At 50.7% G+C, this 24,826-nt stretch carries 16 protein-coding genes; 15 read left to right on the plus strand and 1 reads right to left on the minus strand.

Annotation, left to right across the window (positions count from 1 at the left end):
* Positions 1-254 precede the first annotated feature (254 nt).
* From ACFOE0_RS18495 to ACFOE0_RS18515, 5 genes are all read left to right on the plus strand, one after another.
* Positions 255-815, plus strand: a complete 561-nt coding sequence (locus ACFOE0_RS18495) for a hypothetical protein (RefSeq protein ID WP_248934079.1) — start codon at positions 255-257, stop codon at positions 813-815.
* 51 nt (positions 816-866) lie between these two features.
* Positions 867-1,955: a hypothetical protein gene (locus ACFOE0_RS18500; RefSeq protein WP_248934080.1), complete on the plus strand. Its 1,089-nt coding sequence runs from the start codon at positions 867-869 to the stop codon at positions 1,953-1,955.
* A gap of 30 nt (positions 1,956-1,985) precedes the next feature.
* The gene (locus ACFOE0_RS18505) at positions 1,986-2,690 is read left to right on the plus strand and encodes a C39 family peptidase (RefSeq protein WP_248934081.1); all 705 of its coding nucleotides are present in this window, start codon (positions 1,986-1,988) and stop codon (positions 2,688-2,690) included.
* Positions 2,691-2,731: 41 nt separating this feature from the next.
* Entirely contained in the window at positions 2,732-3,412 is a 681-nt protein-coding gene (locus ACFOE0_RS18510; RefSeq protein WP_248934082.1) for a hypothetical protein, read from the plus strand.
* 111 nt (positions 3,413-3,523) lie between these two features.
* Positions 3,524-4,858 carry a transporter gene (locus ACFOE0_RS18515; protein ID WP_248934083.1) on the plus strand — a complete coding sequence of 445 codons (1,335 nt, stop codon included), beginning with the start codon at positions 3,524-3,526 and terminating at the stop codon, positions 4,856-4,858.
* A gap of 85 nt (positions 4,859-4,943) precedes the next feature.
* Here the strand turns inward: ACFOE0_RS18515 and ACFOE0_RS18520 are convergent, their stop codons facing one another.
* Positions 4,944-5,855: a LysR family transcriptional regulator gene (locus ACFOE0_RS18520; RefSeq protein ID WP_115137309.1), complete on the minus strand. Its 912-nt coding sequence runs from the start codon at positions 5,853-5,855 to the stop codon at positions 4,944-4,946.
* A gap of 120 nt (positions 5,856-5,975) precedes the next feature.
* Between ACFOE0_RS18520 and ACFOE0_RS18525 the strand changes: the two genes are divergently transcribed.
* From ACFOE0_RS18525 to ACFOE0_RS18570, 10 genes are all read left to right on the plus strand, one after another.
* Positions 5,976-10,529 carry an ATP-binding protein gene (locus ACFOE0_RS18525; protein WP_248934084.1) on the plus strand — a complete coding sequence of 1,518 codons (4,554 nt, stop codon included), beginning with the start codon at positions 5,976-5,978 and terminating at the stop codon, positions 10,527-10,529.
* A 174-nt stretch (positions 10,530-10,703) separates the two neighbouring features.
* Positions 10,704-11,954, plus strand: coding sequence for a hypothetical protein (locus ACFOE0_RS18530; RefSeq protein ID WP_248934085.1), 1,251 nt, complete (start codon positions 10,704-10,706; stop codon positions 11,952-11,954).
* A gap of 32 nt (positions 11,955-11,986) precedes the next feature.
* The gene (locus ACFOE0_RS18535) at positions 11,987-12,382 is read left to right on the plus strand and encodes a hypothetical protein (RefSeq protein WP_248934086.1); all 396 of its coding nucleotides are present in this window, start codon (positions 11,987-11,989) and stop codon (positions 12,380-12,382) included.
* Positions 12,372-13,961: a diguanylate cyclase domain-containing protein gene (locus ACFOE0_RS18540; protein ID WP_248934087.1), complete on the plus strand. Its 1,590-nt coding sequence runs from the start codon at positions 12,372-12,374 to the stop codon at positions 13,959-13,961. The genes ACFOE0_RS18535 and ACFOE0_RS18540 overlap by 11 nt, the downstream gene beginning before the upstream one ends.
* 114 nt (positions 13,962-14,075) lie before the next feature.
* Positions 14,076-14,957: a universal stress protein gene (locus ACFOE0_RS18545; RefSeq protein ID WP_248934088.1), complete on the plus strand. Its 882-nt coding sequence runs from the start codon at positions 14,076-14,078 to the stop codon at positions 14,955-14,957.
* A gap of 369 nt (positions 14,958-15,326) precedes the next feature.
* Positions 15,327-17,420: an elongation factor G gene (fusA, locus tag ACFOE0_RS18550; RefSeq protein ID WP_248934089.1), complete on the plus strand. Its 2,094-nt coding sequence runs from the start codon at positions 15,327-15,329 to the stop codon at positions 17,418-17,420.
* A 150-nt stretch (positions 17,421-17,570) separates the two neighbouring features.
* Positions 17,571-20,708: a ligand-binding sensor domain-containing protein gene (locus ACFOE0_RS18555; protein ID WP_248934090.1), complete on the plus strand. Its 3,138-nt coding sequence runs from the start codon at positions 17,571-17,573 to the stop codon at positions 20,706-20,708.
* The gene (locus ACFOE0_RS18560; protein WP_248934091.1) at positions 20,698-21,345 is read left to right on the plus strand and encodes a response regulator; all 648 of its coding nucleotides are present in this window, start codon (positions 20,698-20,700) and stop codon (positions 21,343-21,345) included. The genes ACFOE0_RS18555 and ACFOE0_RS18560 overlap by 11 nt, the downstream gene beginning before the upstream one ends.
* Before the next feature lie 334 nt (positions 21,346-21,679).
* Positions 21,680-22,300, plus strand: a complete 621-nt coding sequence (locus ACFOE0_RS18565) for a hypothetical protein (RefSeq protein ID WP_248934092.1) — start codon at positions 21,680-21,682, stop codon at positions 22,298-22,300.
* A complete protein-coding gene (locus ACFOE0_RS18570) occupies positions 22,300-24,747 on the plus strand; it encodes a hypothetical protein (RefSeq protein ID WP_248934093.1) in 2,448 nt (815 codons plus the stop codon). The genes ACFOE0_RS18565 and ACFOE0_RS18570 overlap by 1 nt, the downstream gene beginning before the upstream one ends.
* Positions 24,748-24,826 lie beyond the last annotated feature (79 nt).

The following is a 24,826-nucleotide window of genomic DNA, read 5'->3' on the forward strand; positions in this document are numbered from 1 at the left end:
TGTCCCATTGTGCTGTCAGGGCTTTGTGGCCCTTAAAAATCTACACCCCCCCCTCACTGACTTTGTCTCACTTTTAAGACTGACACCTATTTGCTGATTGATTACCAAATCAATCAGTTAGCGCGCAGTCTATCTCATTATTGAGAATTGAAAATCTCAACTCAAGGCTAACCTATTGATTCTATTTGATTACCAAGTTTGGCATCCCACTTGCGATGAACTCTGTGGATTGTACGGATGACATGGGAGGGGATGTGAAAGGAACAGACAAGGGTGGGTTACTGGCTTTGCTGATTATCACTTCGACCTCTTTGCATGCTCAGGATGTCAGCGTAATTGGCAACCAGGCATTTCAGGGAGCGAATGGAAAGGCCTCGGTCAATATGGCGTCAGGCAACTTCAACCAACAGGACAATAGTCATGCCATAGGTCAGATGGCCCACACAGCGCAGCTTAATCAGCTCGCAGGTAATGACTTACTTGGTGGTGATGGAGACGCCATGACAGCCATTGAATCCATGGCATTTGCCGGTTTTGTGGGATTGCTCAGCGTGAATCAGGTCAGTGGTGACCAGAACATCCAGCTTAACGCTGGTGCTATTTCAGCTATGCCCGCATCACTCGAGGATGGTGATTTGACTCTGGTCAGCGCCCTGTCTCCAGGCATTGACAGTGGTGTGCTTTCCAATAATCAAACCCATATTGCCCCGGATAGCCTTAATCAGGCTCAGGGGGTTATTCAGCTCAATCAGATTTCCGGCGACAGCAATGTAGCCGTAAACCAATTCTCGTTGCAGCTATCAGGCGGGAATTAATCTTGGGACAGCCAGGTGTGCTTTCCCTTAGTCCAAATGGAGGAATGGAAGATGAACAAACTACCTTTAGCTATGATTATCGCGGCCGTGATCAGCGTGCCTGCAATGGCAACTGATGATGGTGATCAGGATTATTCAAGCGTCACCCTGAAGAAGAAGGTAAGCGTTGAGAAGGATCTTAAGTACAGAGGAAGTGTAGCTATTCGCGGCAATATCACGGCCAATGGCCTGGGTATGGCAGTTGTGGAGAATAATCAGGGCTCTGTATATAACTCAGGCTCAAATTATTACCACAACAATAATGCCAGCATCTCGGATGCTGCATTCCAGAATGCTGCCGGTAACATCGGCGTGAACGTTGCCGCCGGTGACAACAACGCCCAGGCTAATTCTGCTGCTCTGGCTGCAATCGACGCTGAATTTGCATTTGGTTCCGGTGATGCCGAAATCTTTAGTAACCAAACCAGCATGACCAATTACACCAGCAACTATGCCAGCACCAATACCGCAGGCGTAGGTGGTGACGCCTTTGCCGGTGCCAGCGGTAACATCGGGGTGAACGTGACGTCCGGTAACAACAATGTGCAGGCCAATAATATGGCGGCATCTGTATACAACGGTCGTCTGGGCGAAGCCTCTGTATCCAACAACCAGGCTACCGGTGGCAACATGGTTATGAACCAGGGTGTTGTTGAGGATACCTATGCTCAGGTTCAGGTCTCTCTGGCTCTGGATGCGACCGGCACCTACAGTGGCGACTCTGAAATGACCTCGCAATACTACCCTGAAATCTGGCTGGATCCTGACGGTGAACATGATTCAGGTAATGAGACGCTTTGGGGTCACATTGACTTCGACCAGAGTACTCCGTCCGGTGGTAATGACGATGCTGATGAAACCATGACCTTCCATGAAGAGGGTGAACTGGCACTGGCCGGTACTGTAACCGGTAACCTGCCAATGATCATCCAGCAGGTTAAGCAGAGAAGCACCAATGTCGCCCGTGTTAACGGCAACGCCTTCAATGGCGCCAGTGGCAATATCGGTGTGAACGTTGCCTCCGGCACCGGCAACCTGCAGGCCAACAACCTGTCTCTGACCGCGATTGGCGCGTCAGGTACACCGATTGGCGAAAACTAAAAAGGGAAGGGGGAGCTGGTCTCCCCCCATATGCCCATGACCTTGAACAGTCGGCAATTTCTGTCTCTAACCATGCTTTTGCTGTGCTGGCATCCAGTACAAAGTGCTGAAGTTGTGCTTAACGGCCTGGTCCCCAATATGGGGCACTATCAGAAATCCATTCAGAGCATACGTGAACGCAAATTCGAGCACCTGGTGCCACAGCAAACTGACTTCTCCTGCGGGGCTGCAAGCCTGGCGACTATTCTCAAATTCGCCTACGGCATGCCGGATATCAAAGAGTTTGATGTGATGAACGGCATGTTGGAGCAAGCGGACATGGAAGTGGTGGCTCAGAAAGGTTTTTCCTTGTTGGATATGAAACATTTTCTCAAGGAAAAGTCCCTGAGAGGCAGGGGGTATCGGGTTGGTATAGAGGAGCTGATGAAGCTGAAAATACCGGCCATAGTGCTGATTAACGACAATGGCTACAACCACTTTGTGGTGCTCAGACGCATCGACAGAGGCATGGTTTATCTGGGAGATCCGGCGCTGGGAAATCGCATTATTCCCCAGCAGGACTTTCTGGATAAGTGGAACCAGGTGGTATTCGTCGTGATCGGCCGGGCATATGAGAAGGACACAATACTGTTGAATCCGAGAGAAAGGTTGAGCTACAGGGCGCTTGAGCCTGTGTCACCTTTGTCTGATGCCGAGTTGATGGAGTTTGGCTTCTCTTACTCAGACATGCTCTGAAGGAGTTTTTACCGGATTCAACAGCGTCTCCAGGAGGGATTATGCGAGCGAAAATACTGAAACTGCTGGGTCTGCCGGCCCTTACCCTGGCAGGTGCGGTGATGGCTCAACCTCAGGAGCTGTCAGAACACGAGCTGGGTGCAATTCGCGGCAAGTATACGGTCAGTGGTCAGGACTACTACTTTGGGTTGTTGATGCAAACCCGCTATATCCAGCCGGATGGTCAGGTTCGACAGGCGGATATGCAGGTGGAGATCTCTGCGGCTTCCGGCATGCAGGTGACAGTCTCTGACGCGGTAACTGCCACATCAGAATCGGCTCAGTTTGAGCTGCTTGGCCAGCAATCCGGTTTGCAGCAAAGGATCCAGATAGCGGGCAGCAGTAACCGGGCATTCAATGATATGTCTTTGGCTGAAGGAACCCTGACACCGCTGGAAAATGGCGTGGTTGTGGCGATTGGCCAGCAATGGGTCAGTAGTCAGGGAGATGTGCTGTTCTCCACTCAAACCGGTCAACTGGGCATGCAGATTAATCTGCCATCCGGTGCGGCCGTCCAGGGGATCCTGAATCAAAGCGGCAACGGTCAGTTACTGCAAAGCATAGACATCCATGGTGGTGCTCAGGCGATAAGTAACCTTTCTGACCTCAGATATGCAGGGATAGATATCGGAACCATACCCACAGGCGTGCTGGCTCAACAGCTGCTGGGACTAAATCACTAATACCCCCTGCTTTACCTTTGCGGGAGCTTGTGTCTCCCGCTTTCATCCTTGTTCATCCGGAGCCGGGCATTCACAAGTATCCGGGTGACACATTGAAATGCGAGGTATGCCATGAAAAAAGGCGTCTTACCAACCATATTGCTTTTGTCATTGGGAAGTACATCTGCTGCGTGGGCTAATGATGCACCGGTGGCAAGAGCGGCAACGCCCCAGGAAGAGGAGGCGTTACGACAGGAGATCACCCGGCTTAAGCGGCAGCTGTTGATGATGAATCAGCAAATGCAGCAACAGCAAAAAGCGCTCAACAACATGGCGCAAAGGGTATTGAACAGCGAGCAGGTGTTGAATAAAGGGCGACCGCAACAGAGGACCAACAAGCAGGCCGAGCAGCAGATTGCCAGACAGCCAGTGCAACAGGCACCGGCCAAGGTGACCACTCAAACCGCCGTCGATAAGACAGGGGCAGGGACTCAGGTGGCGGATACCAAGAAGGCACCTGACAGAAGCCGGAGTACCGAGGATGTATTGCAGGAAACCCATACTGTATTCAGTCGCAAGTTCAGTATTGAACCGTCATTGAGTTACAGCTATTTCAGTCGTAAGGACCTGATTTTGCGTGGCTTCCTGGCGTTGGATGCGATTTTCCTGGGGAACCTGAATCTGGACAGGATACGCACCTCCAATGTGCAGTTGGACCTGACCACTCGCTACAGTTTTAACGAGAATTGGCAGATAGATTTAAGTGTTCCCTACATCTACAGAGAAAACCAATTTGACTCAGTGGGTGAGGGTAATTCAAGCCAAAGATATGAAGTCGCCAGAGTGGATGATGCGTTGCTGGGGGATGTCAGTGCGGGTATCTATTACCGGATTATGGCGGAGACTCAGGATGCGCCGGACTGGGTATGGAACCTGAGGGTGAAAGCGCCAACAGGTAAAGATCCCTACGGCATCGAGTTGCTGACATCCGAGTCAGGCAACCTGACCTATCCCAGTGAGATGGCATCCGGTAACGGTGTCTGGGGGGTATCAACCGGCTTCAGTCTGGCAAAAACCTATGATCCGGCCATTGTCTTTTTCAACCTTAACTATGGGGTGAATCTGCCTCAGGAGTTTGATGATATTACCGGCCAGGCAGGTATTGTCCCCGGTGAAATCGACCTGGGTGATTATATAGATTACAGCGTTGGATTGGCGTTTGCGGTATCTGAGCGTATGAGTCTGGGGATGAGCTTCAACCAAAGATTCTTCAGCAAAACCAAACAAAGAGTAGAGGGAGGACCCTGGGAGAGTATTCCGAGATCTGACACCAATACCGCGACGCTGGGATTGGGGGCGACATTGGCGCTGACCGATTCGCTGTCCATGGTAACCAGTATTGGCGCCGGTCTGACCGAGGATACTCCCGACTATCAGATCAGCCTGAGATTCCCTTATCGCTTCTGACATACAGAATAGTCAGTTTGTCGCTTCTACACCTTCCCGGAAGCGAGTGGCGGTCCGCCCGGGCCGCCTTTTTTCTTTTTTACAATCAGAACATCAAGGCTTGAGCGGCTTCCTGACTGTTAAAGCGCTTGGTAAAGAAATCCAGAAATACGCTGATATTGGTCGCGAGTTGTCGGCGGCTCGAGTAAACACCGTAAACCTTGAACGGTTCGATGGGCCATTCCTGCAGAATGGGCACCAAACTGCCTCTGGCTATCTCATTTTTGCAGCTGGATGAAGACAACATGGCGATACCAAAATCGTCCATGGCCAGTTGTTTAACCATCACAGCACTGTTGACCCTGACCTTGCGCTGAAAGTTCACCATAGTCTTGCGACTGCCCTTACCCAGCGGCCAAATTGGTGCGCTGCGGGAGGTTCCCAGCAATATTCCATGATGTCCGGCCAGTTCCTTGGGAGTGGCTGGAGTGCCCTTATTCTTCAGGTATCCCGGGCTTGCAACCAGAATTGGCTGACGCTCAAACAGCAGCCTTGCAACGAGGTCGGATGACTGAAGGGGTCCATATTTGATTGCAATGTCGTATCCTTCCCCCACCAAACCGACGTCATTGTCGGTAAATTGAACATCCAGTTGAATATTTGGGTAAAGTCGCATAAATCCGCTGCACAGGCTGGCAATGGTTTCCTGACTGAAAGAGACAGGTACCGCCACCCGCAATGAACCTGATACGTCATTGTGAGTGTTTTCTATGGTTGCCTTGGCGGCCTCCACTTCGTGGCAGATGGTTTCGCAATGTTGGAAAAACAGCGCGCCCACTTGAGTCAGGCTCAGGTGGCGGGTGTTTCGTTGTAATAATCGGACCCCAAGCTGCTCTTCCAGTTGGGCGACTTTGCGACTTATGGTGGATTTAGGCATGCCGGTTTCCCGTGCTGCCTGAGAGAAGCCCTTGGCCCTGACCACGGCTGCGAACAGCATCATACCGTTCAAATCTGGCATGTTTTACTCACTGTCTCAAATATGGAACAAAGCATCCAAGGCAGTTTAATGGTATTTGACTTAATAACAAAGTTATATTTATTGGCTAAAAATTTCAGAGGCTAAGCAGAGGATCTTTAGATGACCAGCAATAATCAGCCCGCTAACACGACTCAAGCAGTGACTGCCGATCCGCTTTTTTTACAAGCTGAGCACCTGGCAAAAGATTTTTCTCTGTTTCCGGAACACAGCAAGCAGAGCTTATCAGACGAGATCCATGGGCTGCTGGATGACGACGCTATCCAGACCAACCTCAAAGACCTGGCGAGCCTGGATGTAGATGGTTATGTCGCCAAGGTGATTCAACCGACTCAGGATAAAAACCGTCCCGGCGCCAAGCGCATTATTGCCGACCTGAAAGGCAAGGTGATCCGCGAGACCCACAATGGTCCATTTTACAGTGCTGAAGTTGAACTGAACTTCGGCTCCCGCACCCGTCGCGTGGGCTTTATCGCCCAGGAACGCAGCACCGCCAACGGTGCCTGGATGCCAGAACATCATATGGCTTGCTGCCAGGCCATTCGCCTGTTCGCCGAGCTGTCCATGCCTATTATCTTCCTGATTGACACACCCGGAGCAGATGCAGGCGAAGTGGCCAACAGCCACAACCAGGCGCACTCTATTTCCAAGGCCATTGCCGAGAGTGCCAACGTTGACGTACCTACTGTCGGTATTGTTATCGGTGCCGGTTACTCTGGTGGTGCGATTCCTCTGGCTGCGGCCAACATTTTGCTGTCTTTGCGTGACGGTATCTTTAACACCATTCAGCCTCAGGGCCTGCAGAGCATTGCCCGTAAATACAACCTGTCCTGGCAGGAGTGTGCCAAGTCTGTAGGGGTATCTCCCGAAGAGCTGTACACCGCTGGTTGTATCGACGGCATCATTGACTTCTCGCCTTCCGACCGTGACGAGCGTCAGCACAACCTGCGTCGTGCCATCATCTCCTCTATTGAGGCAGTTGAACGCGCTGCGGTTAAGTTCGTTAAAGAGTCCAAAGATCTGCGCGAACACTATGACCGCTCTCTGGACCGCTTCCTGAACCCATCTTCAGGTTTGAAGTCGCTTGAGCACCACGCTGAACTGGCGGTTGCCAGCAGCCCAACCATGCACCTGAACCTGTTTGGCAGTGCCTATCGCTACCTGCGTTATCTAACGCTGCGCAGCCGCATCCACTCCATCTCTACTGAGCAGTATGGTCGTCTGTCCCGCGTGAGCGTGCCTGAAGGTGACCTGAAAGCCCGTATTCAGCAAGAGCAGGACAGAGTGTTCCAGACCTGGCTGGCAAGTCCGGACAAGCTGGTTTACGACGATGAGCTGAACAAGCTGTGGGGCAACTTTATTGCCAAGCGTGATGAGATCAGCACTGAACGTAACATGCTGACCCGTCTGATCCTGGGTGAACCAAAAGAGAACTATAAGAAGGCGCGTAAAGCGCTGATGTTCAATATTGGTTGGTCCCTGTACCACCGCTGGAAGAGCAATGCTGCCAACAACTTCAAAGGCCTGATCCAGTATCTGGAAAATCTGCCTGCCGAAGTAACTCAAAAGCCATGGCCTGAACTGAACGAAATGACAGTGCTGGATGTGGTGGTTAACGAAGAACTGCGCGAAGATTTTATCTGGCAGTGCTACAACATTCTGATCTTCAACGCCCTGTACGACAACGTTGTGGTGAACCTGGCCTCTATCGCCAAGGAAGCCATGATGACCAAGAGTCTGTCCCGTGCGTCTGTGGACAGCCTGCTGCACACCTCTATCGACAAGGCCCTGTCGACTCAGGATGTAGCTAACGACAAGAGCAAGTTCTATAAGTGGCTGAAGTACTTTATGGGTCAGTCCAACCGTGCCGAGTTGCTGGTGCGCGTAGAGCAGTGGAAGAGCGTGGGCTTCCCGCAGCTGAACAACTCGCTGTTCGTTATTCTGACCTACTTTTTTGAGCGTCTGCTGCCTGAGTACTTCGACAGTGAAGAAGACTCTACTCAGTACACAGGTGCCATCAACCCAGTGCGTATCGGTCGTCGTAAAGACTTCTGGAACCGTCTGACCATGGGTTATCAGGATCTGCTGATCCAAAAGGTGCTGCGCGATGTTAAGCAGACCGGCACCATGACCTGGGAAAACATTATCGGCAAGTTCTTCACTCAGTTCGATGAAGTTGAAGCGGATAAGATGTCAGCCAACTTGCTGAACTTCCCTGGTTTCCGTCTTTCTATCGAAGACGCGCTGGACAAGGGCATTCGTCCATGTGGTTTGATTACCGGTATCGCTGACTTCAACCGTGACGGCAAGAAGATCAAAGTGGGTGTTGCTGTATCCAACACGGCCTTCCAGGCCGGTGCCTTCGATATGGCGAGTGCCGAGAAGTTCTCAGCCCTGCTGATTGAGTGTGCCAAGCGTAAGCTGCCGGTTATCTGCTTTATCAGCTCAGGTGGTATGCAGACCAAAGAAGGCGCGGCGGCACTCTTCTCCATGGCCGTGGTTAACGACCGTATTACCCGCTTTATCCGTGACAACGAACTGCCTGTATTGATGTTCGGTTTCGGTGACTGTACCGGTGGTGCTCAGGCGTCATTTGTGACTCACCCTCTGGTGCAGACCTACTATCTGTCCGGTACCAATATGCCGTTTGCCGGTCAAATGGTGGTACCTGCTTACCTGCCATCCACCTCTACCTTGTCCAACTATCTGTCCAAGGTACCGGGTGCGATGAATGGCATGGTACACAACCCATTCAGCGAGACTCTGGATTCTCAGCTGGCCAGCATTGACCCACTGATGCCAATGCCAACTCAGAACATTGACGATGTGATTGGCAGCGCCCTGTCTACTCTGGTACCAGAGATGCAGCTGGAAGATGAAGAGCTGGTTCAGGATGACCCTCGTGCCCTGATGAAGCCTATCGACAAGGTGCTGGTACATGCCCGTGGTTGTACTGCGGTGAAACTGATCCGCAAAGCCCACGACAACGACATCAATGTTGTGCTGGTGGCTTCAGATCCAGATATGACAGCCGTGCCTGCAGATATGCTGAAGGACAACGACAAGCTGGTGTGTCTGGGTGGTAATACCTCTGACGAATCTTATCTGAACGCCTACTCAGTGCTGAAAGTGGCTGAGTATGAGCAGGTTGATGCACTGCACCCTGGTATCGGCTTCCTGTCCGAGAGCCCGCAGTTTGCTGCTTTGTGCGTGAACAACGGCGTTAATTTTGTTGGTCCAAGCGTACACTCCATGACCACCATGGGTAACAAGTCCAACGCCATTAAGACCTCTCAGGCCAACAATGTGCCTGTGGTACCGGGTTCTCACGGTATCCTGAGCAACGCCGAGCAGGCGGTGAACGTGGCCAATGAAATTGGTTACCCGGTTCTGCTGAAAGCGGTACAGGGCGGTGGCGGTAAAGGCATCCAAGTGGTGCAGCGCCCTGAGGATATGATCCCACTGTTTATGAAGACCTCCACCGAAGCGGCAGCGGCATTCGGTAATGGTGACCTGTATCTGGAAAAATATGTGACCTCTCTGCGTCACATTGAAGTTCAGTTGCTGCGTGACAAGTTTGGTAACACCAAGGTGCTGGGTCTGCGTGACTGTTCAGTGCAGCGTAACAACCAGAAGGTAGTGGAAGAATCTGGTTCAACCATGCTGCCTGAAGAGCTGAAGCAGCAGGTGCTGGAATATACCCGTGCACTGGGTAACGCAGTAGATTACATGGGCGCAGGTACTGTGGAGTTCATCTACAACCTGGATGCCAACGAAGTCTACTTTATGGAGATGAACACCCGTCTGCAGGTAGAGCACCCGGTAACAGAAGCTACCTCTTGCATCGACATCGTCAGTGCCCAGTTCGACATCGCAGCCGGTCGCTCTATTGAGAAACTGGAAGCTCAGGACAAGGGTTATGCCATCGAAGTACGTGTGACTGCCGAGAAGGCGGCGCTGGACAGCAATAACGTGTTGCAGCTGCTGCCTAACCCAGGCCTGATCACTGAGTACGTGATGCCAGAGCATCCGGATGTTGAGATCATCTCCATTGCTGGTGAAGACAAAGAAGTATCGCCTTACTACGACAGTCTGATTGCCCAGATCATCATGACTGGTGAAAACCGTGAAGATACTGTGGCCAAGCTGCTGGCATACCTGGAAAGCGTGGTGATTAAGGGTATCTCTACCAACATCCCACTGCTGAAGCGCATCCTCAAGGACTCTACCTTCAATGAAGGTGTGTACGATACCAACTACCTGCCACGTCTGATGGCAGAGCTGGATATCCCTGAGCTGATCGCTGAGATGGAAGCGGCCGCCGAGACTCAGGCGGTGGATACTGCCTCTCTACGTGTAGGCGAGAGTGATGAGCTGAAAGTACTGGCCCAGGGCGCAGGTATCTTCTATACCTCTCCGGCTCCGGGTGAGGCAGACTTCGTTAAGGAAGGTGACATAGTGACTGTTGACCAGACACTGGCACTGACCGAAGCAATGAAGATGTTCTCTCAGGTGACTCTGGCAGGCTTCAACCGCAAAAACGCTGTACTGTACCCAGAGGATAAGAAATATCGCATCGAGCGTATTCTGAACTCCAATGGCCAACAGGTGTCTCAGGGTGACCTGCTGTTTGTAGTCTCTCCTGTTGAAGAGTAACAACGCCTTAAAGCGTTAACATCGAATACCCGCCAATTGGCGGGTATTTTTTTGTCTGTAATTTATCCTGTTTGAGTCTGATATTCAGGGATAAAAGGGGGCAGACTTACCACTATCTGCTGAAAGCTTCTAAGCTTAAGAAGGTTTACGCGCTGAATGTTTCGGGAGATAGAATTGAGCAGGTACATGCTTTTATGCCTGAGTCTGTTGTTACCATGGAGTGAGGTCGCTTTGGCGGAGCCTGATGTACAGTTCAGTGGCTTTGGCAATATTGGAGTTATTCATAACGACAGCAGGGTGCTTGGGTTTCACCGGGACTACACCATGGAAGCCTCTGGCCATGGATGGAGCGCCAATGTCGACAGCATGATGGGATTGCAGCTCAACGCCCGATTTAACGAGCATTTCGACGCCATGGTTCAGGTATTGCTGAAGGACAGAGTCAGTGATGACCTGGAGGATGCTCTGGAATGGGCATTTGTACGTTACCAGCCCAATGAGCAATGGTCATTCCGAGCCGGAAGGTTGGGGCTGGATCTATACATGCTGTCTGAATACAAGGATGTATCTTACGCTTACCTATGGGCTCGCCCCGTGCCTGAGTTTTACAGTGTTATCTCTTCAACCACCAGATATAACGGCCTGGATATCACCTATAGTCGTCACCTCAAAGACTACATGTTGGAAGCCAGATTAGCCTATGGCAACAATAACGAAGAGCTGGCCGGCGCAGATCAAACTGTCAATATTGAGCTGGATGCTATTACCTCTCTTACCCTGAGCCTGTCTTCCCATGACTGGTTATGGCGGTTGGCTTTTGCCCGTTCAGATATTTCCGGTAACAACCCCGAAGCGGATGCGTTATTGAGTGTGATTGAGTCCGTACCGGTCACTCTTTGGCCAGCGAGCAGAAGCATAGCGGCTGACATTCGCTACCAAAATCGCATCTCTGAGTATTATGCCGCGGGAGCCAGATACGATAGTGGCAACTGGCTTATTCAGTCCGAACTGGGCTACACAGATACCAACTGGCAGCCGTTACAACCCTATATCTCCGGGTATATCAGTGTTGGTCGCCGAGTCGAAGATTTCACCTTTTATGGTGTGTACGCTGGGGTCAGGCATACGGAAAAGATCCCTGAAGTTGAGCCACCTCTGATATTGCCCTTTCTCCCTCCTGAGCAGCAGATGCAACTTTCAGCCCTGCATCAGGGGGCAGAGCTTGCATATCGCTCCAGTCGGCAGCAACAACATACAATCAGCGTGGGAATTCGCTGGGACTTCGCAGAAGATTTCGCCCTTAAATTACAGTGGGACCACGTCAATATCGGGCATCAGGGCAGTGGCCTATGGGTTCGGAAAGAGCCTGAAGCGCAGGACGAAAGAGTGCAACTGTTTTCCATCAACCTGAGTTTTATTTTTTAGCCATGAAGAGACTGTCAACACTGATATTGCTCTTGATTTTCACACTTCCGGCCAAGTCGGAAGATGCACTGTGGGTGGTGGTTAACGCGGACAGCGGCATAGAGTCGCTGACTCACAATGAGCTGGTGGACATCTTTATGGGACGATATCGGACCTTTCCCGATGGCAGGTCCGTCACCGTCTATGAAAATGCCAGCGATCAGCAGGTGAGGGAGGCATTCTATCGTTCGCTGGTGAATCGCAATCTGGCGCAGGTTAATGCCTATTGGGCACGACTGCAGTTTTCCGGACGGGTACGTCAGCCGGAGGAGATACGTAATCTTGAATCACTGAGTGAGCGGATTGGCAGTACACCTTCGGCCATTAGCTTTGTTCGCAGTTCGGATGTGACGGATAAGATGAAGGTGGTGCATCGCTTTGATCTTTAATCGCAAGCTGTATATCAAAGTTGCCCTGGTCATTGGTATCGGTGCTTTTATCGCAGCCGTAGTGGCCAGCGTGTTCTTTTATCTGGATACCAAGTTCAGAGCTGAGCAGCTTGCCACTAATCAGATAAGCCAGTTGGCGCTTACGGTGGAAAGTACCGCCTCTGTTGCACTCTATGTGCAGGACGCTGAGCTCGCGAAAGAGATAGTGCAGGGGTTGGAGATCAATGATCTGGTCGCCGGAGCCATGTTGACTGAAGGGGATAAGGCATGGATAGGCAGCCGGGGTTTTGATCTGCAGGCCGCCGAGGTGATTCGGTTCGAGATTCATCACCCGTTTTTCAGTGACCAAACCCTGGGCAAGCTCTTGCTGATGCCCAACCAGGCATATATCGATGAGAGGGCGACTCAGGGGGCGGTCAGCCAGGCCTGGGTATTGGCAATTCAGGCGTTGGCCATTGCTGCATTGGTGTCATTGTTGGTGCATAAAACCCTGACGGCTCCGCTTAATTTTCTCACTCAAAAAGTGGAGCAGATTGTCCCCGGAGCCAACGCCATGCTCACGGTGCCACGACGCCATGAGAAGGATGAAATCGGTAGCCTGGTGCGTGGTATTAATACCCTTATCAACAATCTGAACGAGTCTCTGGAGCAGGAACGGGGCCTGAGGGAAAGGACTGAACAGCTGGAGCGCAAGTTCAGGTTGATCTTCGAAAAAGCCAGTGCCGGTATCTGCCTTGTCGACAGTAATAACGCCTTACTGGAAGTGAATGAGGCCTTTTGCTTGCTGAGTGGCAGTCAAACCCGCAGTAGCCGTAGCACTCTGGTGGAATGGTTTGAGGAGCAGGCTGAGCTGGAAGAGTTCCTGCACAATTTCCGCAGCGATCCTTTCGCCAACCACGTGGAGATGGAGTTGCAACTCAGAACTGTGGATTCGGATATTCTCAAGTGGGTGCACTGCCTGTTCTCCAAAGTACAGGGACAGCAGGAGGGTGAAGAAACCATTTTGGAAGTGATGATGTACGACGTGACTGAACGCACCTATCGGGAGAGGATGATCCGGTTTGAGGCTGAGCATGACATGTTGACCCATCTGAAAAACCGCCGTGCCGGTGAACAGGTGCTGAGAGAGTTGATGCGCCGGGCGGATCAGAATAATGCCATGATGGGCTTGCTGCTTATCGATCTCGACAGGTTTAAACCCGTCAATGATATCCACGGACATGAAGCTGGCGACGCCGTGCTTAAAGTGGTGGCCGAGCGCCTTGGAGCCCTGGGTGATGATGTGATGGTCGCGCGCTGGGGGGGCGATGAGTTTGTTATTGGCGTACCCAGCGTCGACAAGGACTATACCCGCCTCAGAAGTCTGGCGAAAACGGCGTTGAGCAGTCTTTACCTGCCCATCGCCGTTAACGACGAGCTTGAATGTGAAATAGGTGCCAGCATAGGTATTGCTGTCTATCCCCATCACGGCAGTACGCTGGAGCAGATGCTTGAGTCTGCGGATATGGCCATGTACGAGGTTAAACAACATGGCCGCGGCAACTTCAGATTTGGGCGGCTTTCAACAGGCGTAGCCTGAAGTGAAAAATAGTGTGACGCACATCTCGTTTTGGTCTGTCTAACCCTCAAATTAAGTGTGGATTAATTTTGTTCAACTAGTTTCTCCGTGGGATTAAAATTCAGGAGGAATGTAATGGACAAGGTCTATATTATCGCCCAAAAAACCGATGCCCAATCAGACGCCGTCGGTCATGGAGTTAAGCTTTCCAGGCAGCTGGATATGGCTCCGGAAGTATTTGCATATAGCTATGAGCACCTCCCCGATTTCGAGCACTACATTCCTGCTGTCACGCCCGTGACTCAGGCCGCCATCGTTAAAAAGGCCAAACAGGCCGCTGCAGCCAAACTGGCACAGTTGGGCGCAGAAGATGTACCTGTCCAGAGCCTGTGGCACAAGCACCTGTATGAACATGCTACTGAAGCTGCCTATAACGGCGGTTACTCTCTGATGGTAAAAGCGATCCACGACAGCGATCGCTTTATGCCCACCGACTGGCACCTTATTCGCCATACCAAAACGCCACTCTTGTTCCTGACTGATAACCCTCAGTTGACTGGAGACGATGTGTTGGTCGCCGTGGATCTGGGCAGTAACAGCCCTGTGAAGCAGCAATTGAACAAGGCTGTTGTCGCACGGGGTAAGGCGCTGGCCAAAGCAACCGGCGGTAAGCTGCATGTTGCCTATGTAAGTCGTATGCATGTGGTGATCAACGATCTGGATCTGGTGGACAATGCCACAGTTGCGGCCAATGCCCGTGAACGCTTTGCCCATGAGTTGGCTGCCCTTGAACTGCCGGAAGAGCAGATTCATGTGATCGCAGGTGACCCTGAGCTTTGCCTGTATGAGTTATCCTGCCGCCTGAAAGCCCAGTACTTTGTGATTGGGGCACGTCAGCGTAAAGGGATACTCGGTCATGTGATTGGCAATACTGCAGAAGCCATTCTGAGCAAGATGCGCAGCCATGTGCTGGTTATCCCTGCTTTTGATGAACTGCTGGCGCAAGAAAATTCATAAAGCGGTAATTTTGCCCATGAGGCAAAGCTAAGTCGTTGAAAATATCAAATAAGCCATGCCTGAGCGGGTAAAACGCTGATTCAGGGATGGCTTTCTCTTATTTTCCGTGGCGTTAACCCTACTATCTATCTGGGGTTGAGCTGCTGTTAACACAAAAATAATCGATAACTTCTTCTAAGGAGTTAAACCGTGGAGTTTTTTTGCCAAAAAGCAGGAATAACTCCCAATCTTGTTGTGAAAAAGTGCAAGCTCAGTTTGCGCTCTTGAGCGTTTCGCATTTACAATATGCGCCTTAAAATCTGATGTGTGGTTTGCTGCGATTTGTGGCATACTCCGTCTACTTTCTAAACTAAGCAAAAAAGTTGAATCATGACCGACTTATCAAAATACAGAAATATTGGTATTTTCGCTCACGTTGACGCGGGTAAAACCACGACCACCGAGCGTATCCTTAAGCTCACCGGTAAAATTCACCGTCTGGGTGAAGTACACGACGGCGCCTCTACCATGGACTTCATGGATCAGGAAGCTGAGCGTGGTATTACCATTCAGTCTGCGGCGACTACCTGTTTCTGGAAAGATCACCGCTTCAACGTAATTGACACCCCTGGACACGTTGACTTCACCGTAGAAGTTTACCGTTCTCTGAAAGTTCTGGACGGTGGTATCGGTGTATTCTGTGGTAGCGGCGGTGTTGAACCACAGTCAGAAACCAACTGGCGCTATGCTAACGAATCTGAAGTTGCTCGTCTGATCTTCGTGAACAAGCTGGACCGTATGGGTGCAGACTTCTTCCGCGTAGTTGGTCAGGTTAAGCGCGTTCTGGGTGCAAACCCACTGGTTATGACCCTGCCTATCGGTCGTGAAGACGAGTTCGTGGGCGTTGTTGACGTTCTGAACAACCAAGCTTTCGTTTGGGATGATTCCGGTCTGCCAGAAAACTTTGAAATCAAAGAAATCCCAGCTGACATGGTTGATCAGGTTGCTGAATACCGTGAAGCTCTGATCGAAACTGCTCTGGAAGCTGACGAAGATCTGCTGATGGAATACCTGGAAGAAGGTACTGAGCCATCTATCGAACAGCTGAAAGCATGTATCCGTAAGGGTACCCGTGACCTGATGTTCTTCCCTACCTTCTGTGGTAGTGCGTTCAAGAACAAAGGTATGCAGCTGATTCTGGATGCGGTAGTAGATTACCTGCCATCTCCAACAGAAGTTGACCCACAGCCTCTGACTGATCCAGAAACTGGTGAAGAGACTGGTGAAGTTGCTACTGTATCTATCGATGAGCCACTGCGCGCTCTGGCGTTCAAGATCATGGATGACCGTTTCGGCGCCCTGACCTTTATCCGTGTTTACTCTGGTAAGCTGAAGAAGGGTGACACCGTTCTGAACTCTGCTACCGGTAAGACTGAGCGTATCGGCCGTATGGTTGAGATGCACGCTAACGACCGTAACGAGATCGACTACGCACAAGCTGGTGACATCATCGCTGTAGTTGGTATGAAGAACGTTCAGACTGGTCACACCCTGTGTGATCCTAAGCATGAATGTACTCTGGAACCAATGATCTTCCCTGAGCCAGTAATCTCTATCGCTGTTACTCCTAAGGATAAAGGCGCTTCTGAGAAGCTGGGTATCGCACTGGGTAAGATGGTTGCTGAAGATCCATCATTCCAGGTTGAAACCGACCAGGAAACCGGTGACACCATCCTGAAAGGTATGGGTGAACTGCACCTGGACATCAAAGTAGACATCCTGAAGCGTACCTTCGGTGTTGAACTGACTGTTGGTGCTCCACAGGTTGCATACCGTGAAACCATCACCATGCCAATCGAAGATCAGTACACCCACAAGAAGCAGTCTGGTGGTTCTGGTCAGTTCGGTAAGATCGACTACCGCATCCGTCCTGGTGAGCCAGGAAGCGGCTTCAAGTTCGAATCTACTGTAGTTGGTGGTAACGTTCCTAAGGAATTCTGGCCTGCGGTTGAGAAAGGTTTCGCATCTATGATGGAAACTGGTCCTCTGGCTGGCTTCCCAGTACTGGACGTTGAAGTTGAACTGTTCGATGGTTCTTACCACGCAGTTGACTCCTCAGCAATCGCGTTCGAAATCGCTGCTAAGGGTGCATTCCGTCAGTCCATGCCTAAGGCTAAGCCACAGCTGCTGGAGCCTATCATGAAGGTTGACGTGTTCACTCCAGAAGATCACGTTGGTGACGTAATCGGTGACCTGAACCGTCGTCGCGGCATGATCAAAGACCAGGAAGCTGGTCTGACTGGCGTACGTATCAAGGGTGATGTACCTCTGGCTGAAATGTTCGGCTACATTGGTCACCTGCGTACTATGACTTCTGGTCGTGGTCAGTTCTCTATGGAGTTCTCACACTACGCTCCATGTCCAAACAACGTAGCTGAGCAAGTAATTGCTGACGCTAAAGCTAAAGACGCTGCTAAGAAGTAATTCTTGCGCTGACTAAGCTTTAATAAAAACCCGCCTGATGGCGGGTTTTTTTATGCCTGGAAAAGTCAATTGACTGTCACGATGTTATGGATATGTTGAATTGATTGCTTGGCGATGATAGCGTGACCCAAAGCTAGCCAAGGGTCTGTAATGTTCAATATATTCAATCTGTTATTGTTAGTAGTGATGCTGTTTATCAGTGCAGCTATTTATGCTGCTGAACAGCCGTTGGCACAGCGAATTGGCCTGGATGCAGAGAACATTTCGGCGATGATGTTCGATCACAGAGGCTTTCTGTGGCTGGCATCTCAGCATGGTTTATTTTTCTATGATGGTAATCAACTGTACAAATTCGGGCCGGATATCAATCAACCCGGCAGTATTGCGGCGTTGGACATCCGTAATCTCTATCAAAGCTCAGACAATAATATCTGGGTATCGACCAACAGTGGTGGTCTGAGTCGTTTTAACCCTGATGATGCATCGTTTTCTACTTATCGGCATAAGTCTCACAATGCCAACTCGCTCAGTAATGACAGTGTCTATGACGTGGTAGATGGCCCCGATGGTCACCTCTGGATTGCAACTCAGATTGGGCTGAACCGTTTGAATCGTGAGACGGGGGAGGTGACGCGTTTTTTCAGCAGCGAAGCTGATTTAGCATCCTTGCCAGCGAATTACATATACAAGTTGTTTGTTGATAGTCGCCAAAGGTTGTGGGTAGGAACTCTGGGCGGGGGCCTGGTCTATTGGGATGAGCAGAGTCAGAACTTTATCCGGGTGGCACTGCCGGAAGGCGTTAAAGATGTTTTCTCCATCATAGAGCAAAGGTCAGAGTTTCTCTGGGTGGGGACGCGGCAAGGGCTGGTTAAAATTGATCTTGGCAGTATGCTTGCTCATGAGGTTGAGTTGACCAATGTTGATGGCGCAAAGCCAATTATCATTGCCCTTAAGCTTTATGGTGACACGCTGGTTGTCGGCACCCACAGCAAAGGTATTCATTTTTACGAGCTGAAACACGGCAAACCTGTTCATTTGCACTCCCCGCCCGAAGCTGCCGGAGAGACAATTACCAGTATCCAGTCCAATGAGCAGGGGCAGCTCTTCTATTCTACCTGGGGAAGTGGCATTCACCTGTTGTCAGACTTCCATGGTGATACTCGAAAAGAAGCTTTGAATAGCTTCTGGCAAGCACTGCCGGACGTGACAGCTGTGTATGCTGATCCTGAAGGAGACAAGGTCTGGATTGGATCTTTCAGTCAGGGCCTGTACCAAATGGAGATGCAATCTCCGGACCTGCACAAGGTGGAGAACCTGTCTTCATCCAGGCAAATAAACGGTATTGTCAGCATTTCTGCCACCACTGATAACCAGCTACTGGTCGGGACCTCCTCCGGCTTATGGCGGCTGTCTCCGGATGGCGAGGTGCTTGCCTTTATCCAATATCAGGCATCGGCGGCCAACTCCATCGGCAAGGGCTTTATCAGGGTGCTAGAGCCGGACAACAGCGGCGATATCTGGATTGGTACAGGCGGAGACGGCCTGTACTTGTATAACCCTGCCAGTGATACATTTACTGCCTTCAAGCATAACCCTGAAAATCCATTATCTCTCAGCGGCAACTATGTCACTTCGGTACTGGTCGATAACGGGTATTTATGGGTTGGGACACGCTCCAACGGTCTTAACCTGTGCCGTATGGCTAACTGGGAGTGTGAGCGTTTGCTGGTCAATAACACGGGCTTAAGTCACTACTACATTTCAGACATAGTCAAAGATGCTCAGGGAACGATCTGGGTCGGTACAGATGGTGGGGGACTGCACAGAGTCGTATTCAGCGACCATGGTCAGACCCGCCCCAACCTGGTTGTAGAATCCGGGTTACATGCCATGTCGATTAAATCCATTATTTTGCAGCCAGATGGCAGTGTGTGGTTTGCCACTGCAAACGGCCTGTTCAGTCGCTCTGACGGAGGAGCTGAATTCTATAAAGTCCGGGATGCCATGTTGGAGGATTCCGGCAGTTTTATTCAAAGAGCCAAGGCTATTGCTAACGGCTATACCATCCTGGGGACTCACAAAGGGGCTTACTTTATTGGCAATCAACAGCCCCAGCAGCCAGTGATTCCAGGTTCTTTAAGGTTTACCCGCATTACCCATGACCAACAGTCACATGCAATTCATGCTGCAGCGATTTCAGACCCATTCCAACTGGAGGTGCCCTGGGGAGGGATGTTGAGTCTTGAGTTTGCTTTACTTGATTTTCAACCGGCCAGTCGGGTTTATGAATATCGAATTTCTCCGGCTGAGAGCTGGACCGCTCTTAACAACCAGCATCACCTGAACTTCTACGGGCTGGAGCCGGGTGTCCATCATATCGAGGTTAGAGGAATGGTGAGTGGTGGCAAGTGGAGTGAGCCAGCTCAGTTGACAGTGTCTGTCATTCCCCCATGGTGGAGAAACTCCTGGTATCAAGCCATTTTGCTGCTGTTTATCGCGACCTTGGCGGTGGGCTATCACAAATATCGTATGGCCAAATGGCAGCGCTATACCGAACGATTGAATTTGCTGAAGGAAGAGAAATTACTGGCGATCAGTAAGCTTGAGCAAAATGAAGAGAAGTTAAGGGCCGCCTTTGAGGGGATGCGCCAATTAGCCACTAAAATTCAAAATGCCAAGGAGGAGGAGAGAAGGTCTATCTCCAGAGAACTCCATGATCAGTTTGGACAGTCTCTCACTGCAGCCCAGATAAGTTTGCAACTTTACCGCCGTCAATATCACCACGATACTGCGCGAATTGATGAGTGTATCAACTCTATCCAATTGATGATTAAGCAGGTAAGGGCAATCTCTTTCGACCTGCGCCCCAGTCTGCTTGATGATGTGGGATTGGTCGCGGGTATCAATGATCAGCTGCGGAAGATGTCTGCATCATTGCCATCTCCCATTACCTTTGTTGTCGACGATAAGTTCCCTGAAGTCAGTCCAGGTCTGACTACAACCCTGTTTCGGGTGATTCAGGAGTCGGTGACCAATGCCATAAAGCACTCCAGTGCAACTCAAATCAAGGTGTTACTCGGTTTTAGTGAGGGAATTGTGACTGCGGATATTACAGACAATGGTATTGGTTTTGACAGGGAGGCAGTTAAAGAGAAGGCCGCCAAAGGTGGTCATTTAGGGCTATTGGGTATGGAAGAACGGGTGCTGTCATATGACGGCAGCTTACGAATATCTGCCTTACCCGGACGCGGTGTCACTGTCTCTGTAGAGTTTCCTTATGAAGAATAAACATTCGGTGATTTTGGTGGATGACCATGAGTTGGTGCGTGCGGGTATCCGGACTCTGTTGAATTCGATGCCCTCCCTCAACGTTATTGGAGAGTGTGGCGATGGTAACGAAGCAATCTCCATATTGGAGAATGAGTGTCCCGACATTCTGGTGCTGGATATTTCCCTCAAGGGGCTAAATGGCATCGAGGTGGTTAAAGCTGTTCAGCGTCGCAAGTTGCCGGTCAAAATTCTTATGCTGTCTATGCACAATAATGTGGAGTATGTCGCCAGGTGCCTGAAAAGCGGTGCCAATGGCTATCTGTTAAAAGATGCTGCTGTGGAGGAGCTGGAGCCTGCTGTTATGGCAGTGCTGGACGGTGGGTCATATGTCAGCAACGAGATAGATGCTGAGCTGTTGGACAGATTGTTACTGGAACCCCGGGATTGTGATTCTCTGTTGGAGCTGTTGACCGGAAGGCAGCGTCAAATACTTCAGCTGATTGCAGAGGGGTATTCAACCCGGCAAATTGCAGAGGCCGTAAATGTAAGCATCAAAACAGTGGAGACCCACCGCGCTCATATTATGTCGAGGTTAAACATCTATGATGTCGCTGGTTTAGTCAGGTTTGCTATTCAGGAGCAACTGATACATTGAGCTATAAGCAAAACACTTCATGGGGGGAGTGTGTTTCCCCCTCCAGTCAGTATCCTCTCTTTGTTTTCTCCGTTTAATTCGTTTTTAGCATTTTTCTCTGTGTGCTCGTTGTGTGTCGATATTTTTATCTGGTGTGACAATTTGTATCCAGTTGTTTTTAAAGGATAAAAATCAGGGATTCCCTGATATCCCTTCCCCGTTCAAGTCGCTAGCTTGAGAAGACGGCGGTGCAACTCTGCCGCTGGAGAGAGCCTGCGAGCTTAGCGCATCAAGCGTTACAGCGACTGATTGGTTCTTTCTTAATAACCAGAACAATCAAAGGGAAGGACATACGATGAATATCAAGCCTTACATACTGGCATTGTTGTCAGTGCTGATGTTGCTTGTACCGGGGGCATATGCTGCCAAGTTAAAGCCACAGAATTTGAAACAACTTATCTCCGCATCTGAAAGCATCCTCTCCGGGCAGGTGCAAAGTGTCACTGATGGTATCTCGCCACAGGGACTGCCTTTTACTGAAGTGACCATCAAGGTCAACAGTGCTGCCAAGGGTAAGCACGCCAAAGACTCTACTTACACCTTCCGCCAGTTTGGACTGACTGAACCTCGCATGCTGGAAAACGGCAACAAGATGTTGGCGGTATCTCCGGAGGGTTTCCCCCGCTGGCATGCCAACGAAACTGTCATTGTGTTTATGCATGAGGCGGCGTCACTGACGGGTCTGCGCACCACTGCGGGCATGGCCCATGGCAAGTTCACCGTGCAGGGCGGCAAGGTCTCCAATGAATTCGGTAATTACGGCATTTTTGACAACCTTGAGTTTGCCGATGGGGCATTGTCTGAGTCAGAAAACCGCATGTTGAGTGTGGCTGGAGCCTATAACGCAGCGGACTTTATGAGCCTGGTGGGTAAAGCCGTATCTGAGCAATGGATCAGCAATGGGAAGATGAAATAATGAAATTCAATAAATTTACCGTCGCAATTGCGAGCATTCTGACTTCCGGCTCAGCCCTGGCTGCCGGCCCTTTGTTGACCACAGATGATGGCCAGCCCAAGCCTTATGTCTGGGACACCTCAAAAGGCTCCATTCCTGTTTATGTTGATGGTGGTGAAGCTTTTACCTATGACTATGATGGCAGCGTATTTCTGTCTGTTGAGCGTGCCAATGAGCTGACCCAATTCGCTTTTGATGAGTGGAATAAGGTTGACACCTCCACTTTCCAGGCCGATGTGGCAGGCACGATTGAAGAGATGACTGGTATTGCTGATGTCACCGGTGCCAATGCTGCTGAGATCTACACCAAACAAAATGGTTATGGTTTCTGGGTGCTTTACGATACCGATGGCAGCATATTGGAAAACTTCTTCGGTGTGCCTAAAGAAGCTGTGTTGGGGATTGCCTTCCCGGAAATCGCAGATGAGAACAACGTCATTGTCGAAGCCACTGCTGTGATGAATGGCTGGAATGTCTATGTCAATGATACTGAGGGTAATCAGGTAGCCGGAGTATTCACCCACGAGTTTGGCCATGCTATTAACCTGTCTCACTCCCAAACCAATGGACAACTGGGCTACCTGAGCAACACCTTTGCGCCACTGTATCCAGGTGTAGAGGGATGTGGTGTTGAACCCGTACACGCCCATGACTGGCCCCAATGGTATGGCCCTACCAATAATGCCGATCCCGAAATTATTGAAACCATGTTCCCCTTCATTGCCCATAACGGCGCAGCGGGAACCGCACAGAGCACCATTAATGTGCTGGACGACAGGGTTTCTATTTCCAACCTGTATCCGACTGATGCCTATAAAAGCAGCTTTGGTTCAATCGAAGGAACACTGCGTCTTAAAGATGGCAGCACTGAGTACAGTGGTGTGAACATTATCGCCCGTAACCTTAATGACCCTTTGATGGACGCAGTGTCGGCACAATCCGGCCTCCTGACTCAGGGCAAAGTAGGCCCTGATGGTTACTTCAAGATCAACGGTCTGACGCCAGGGCAAAGCTATGTGCTTTACACCGAAGAGATCCATGTTGGCGGATACCCAACCCGACAGACGCCAATTGTGTCTGTGGCTGAATACTGGAATGAGAATGAGGGCAGCAACCCTGTCTCTGATAACCAGTGTGACTTCACGCCGATTGTGGCTCAGGCAGGCCAAACCAAACAGGCTGACCTCATCTTCAATGGTTATGAGGATGGTATTAACTTCCGCCCCATTGTTAACGCGCACCTCACGGACCTGGCGAAAAATGGCCGCTCCTCAATGGGTACCATCATGGGTTATGGCTTTACCTGGGATGAGAACAAGGGTATCGAGATGCTGCCTGACTTTATGACAGTCGACAGCGGACGCATGAACCGTAATGGATCAAAAATGCTGGTTAACTCAGACCATGATCGTAATGGTATCAGTGCGCCGGCGATTTGGAGTGAAGGTAAAGGTTTGACTGTACTGGGTGACTTTACAGGCAACAGCTGTGGTGGTGGTTCACAATCCGGTACGGCTGCTGCCAGCGGTTGGGATATAGATGATGCCGGTAACACTGTGGTCGGTCTGGCCTATAAGGATGTCGACAACAACGGCATGTGTTACGAGTACGACAAAGGTGAGATGGTGCCTTTCATCTGGACACCGAAGAAAGGTATGCGCGAGCTGGATACCCGTGACGTTAATTGGAACATCAACTCCTGGGTGCGCGCTCATGCGGTTTCCGGTAACGGAGAGGTGGCATTGGGCTCCCTGGATGGCTGGGAAGCGGTCGCCTGGGTAAAAGAGGGACCAATGATCAACCTGTACCAGGAGGTAGGCGCCATTGAAGCCCACGCTTCATCTCAAGACGGTAAGCAGGTTGCGCTTGGCACCATGCAGGGTAACGTCGTGATGTGGGATCACTCCAGATCCGGGGATGCTGCATTTACCGATATGGGGGGGCTGAAGTGGTGTGAGGATGTGCCGTTTATGCTCTGGGGCCAAAATGGTTGTGAAGAGATGGGTGTCGATTGGGTACATAGCATTGCCGGTGAGTATGCGGGCCTGGTGCCTTTCGATATGAGTGATAACGGTGACGTGATCATCGGCCGTGGCGGTGATTTCTGGGCTGGCTTCGTTGGCGCTATCTATATCCGTGAACTGGGTTGGATGACACTGGATAAGTTCTTCAGCAAGCAAGGTGTTCAGGAAGCCGCTAATGCCTATATGGATAATCCGATTTCATTGAGCGCCTCTGGCTCTGAAATGGTTGGCGGCATAGCCGGCGCCATGATCTCCTATCACGTGGATATGGACCAGGTGTATGTATGTGAGAACGGCACTTCGGTGAAAACCGGTTTCCCTAACGGTCTTATCAGCAAGATCAAATCCGGCGCCGAATTCGGCCGCTGCGAACACATAAATTAATTGCAATGTGAGTCGATGGAAGAGCCGTGAGCGCGGCTCTTCCCGACGCTTCACTTTCCTGACAAATGACAAAATTCAA

The sequence above is a fragment of the Shewanella submarina genome (assembly GCF_042646185.1).
GTDB classification, from domain to species: domain Bacteria; phylum Pseudomonadota; class Gammaproteobacteria; order Enterobacterales; family Shewanellaceae; genus Shewanella; species Shewanella corallii.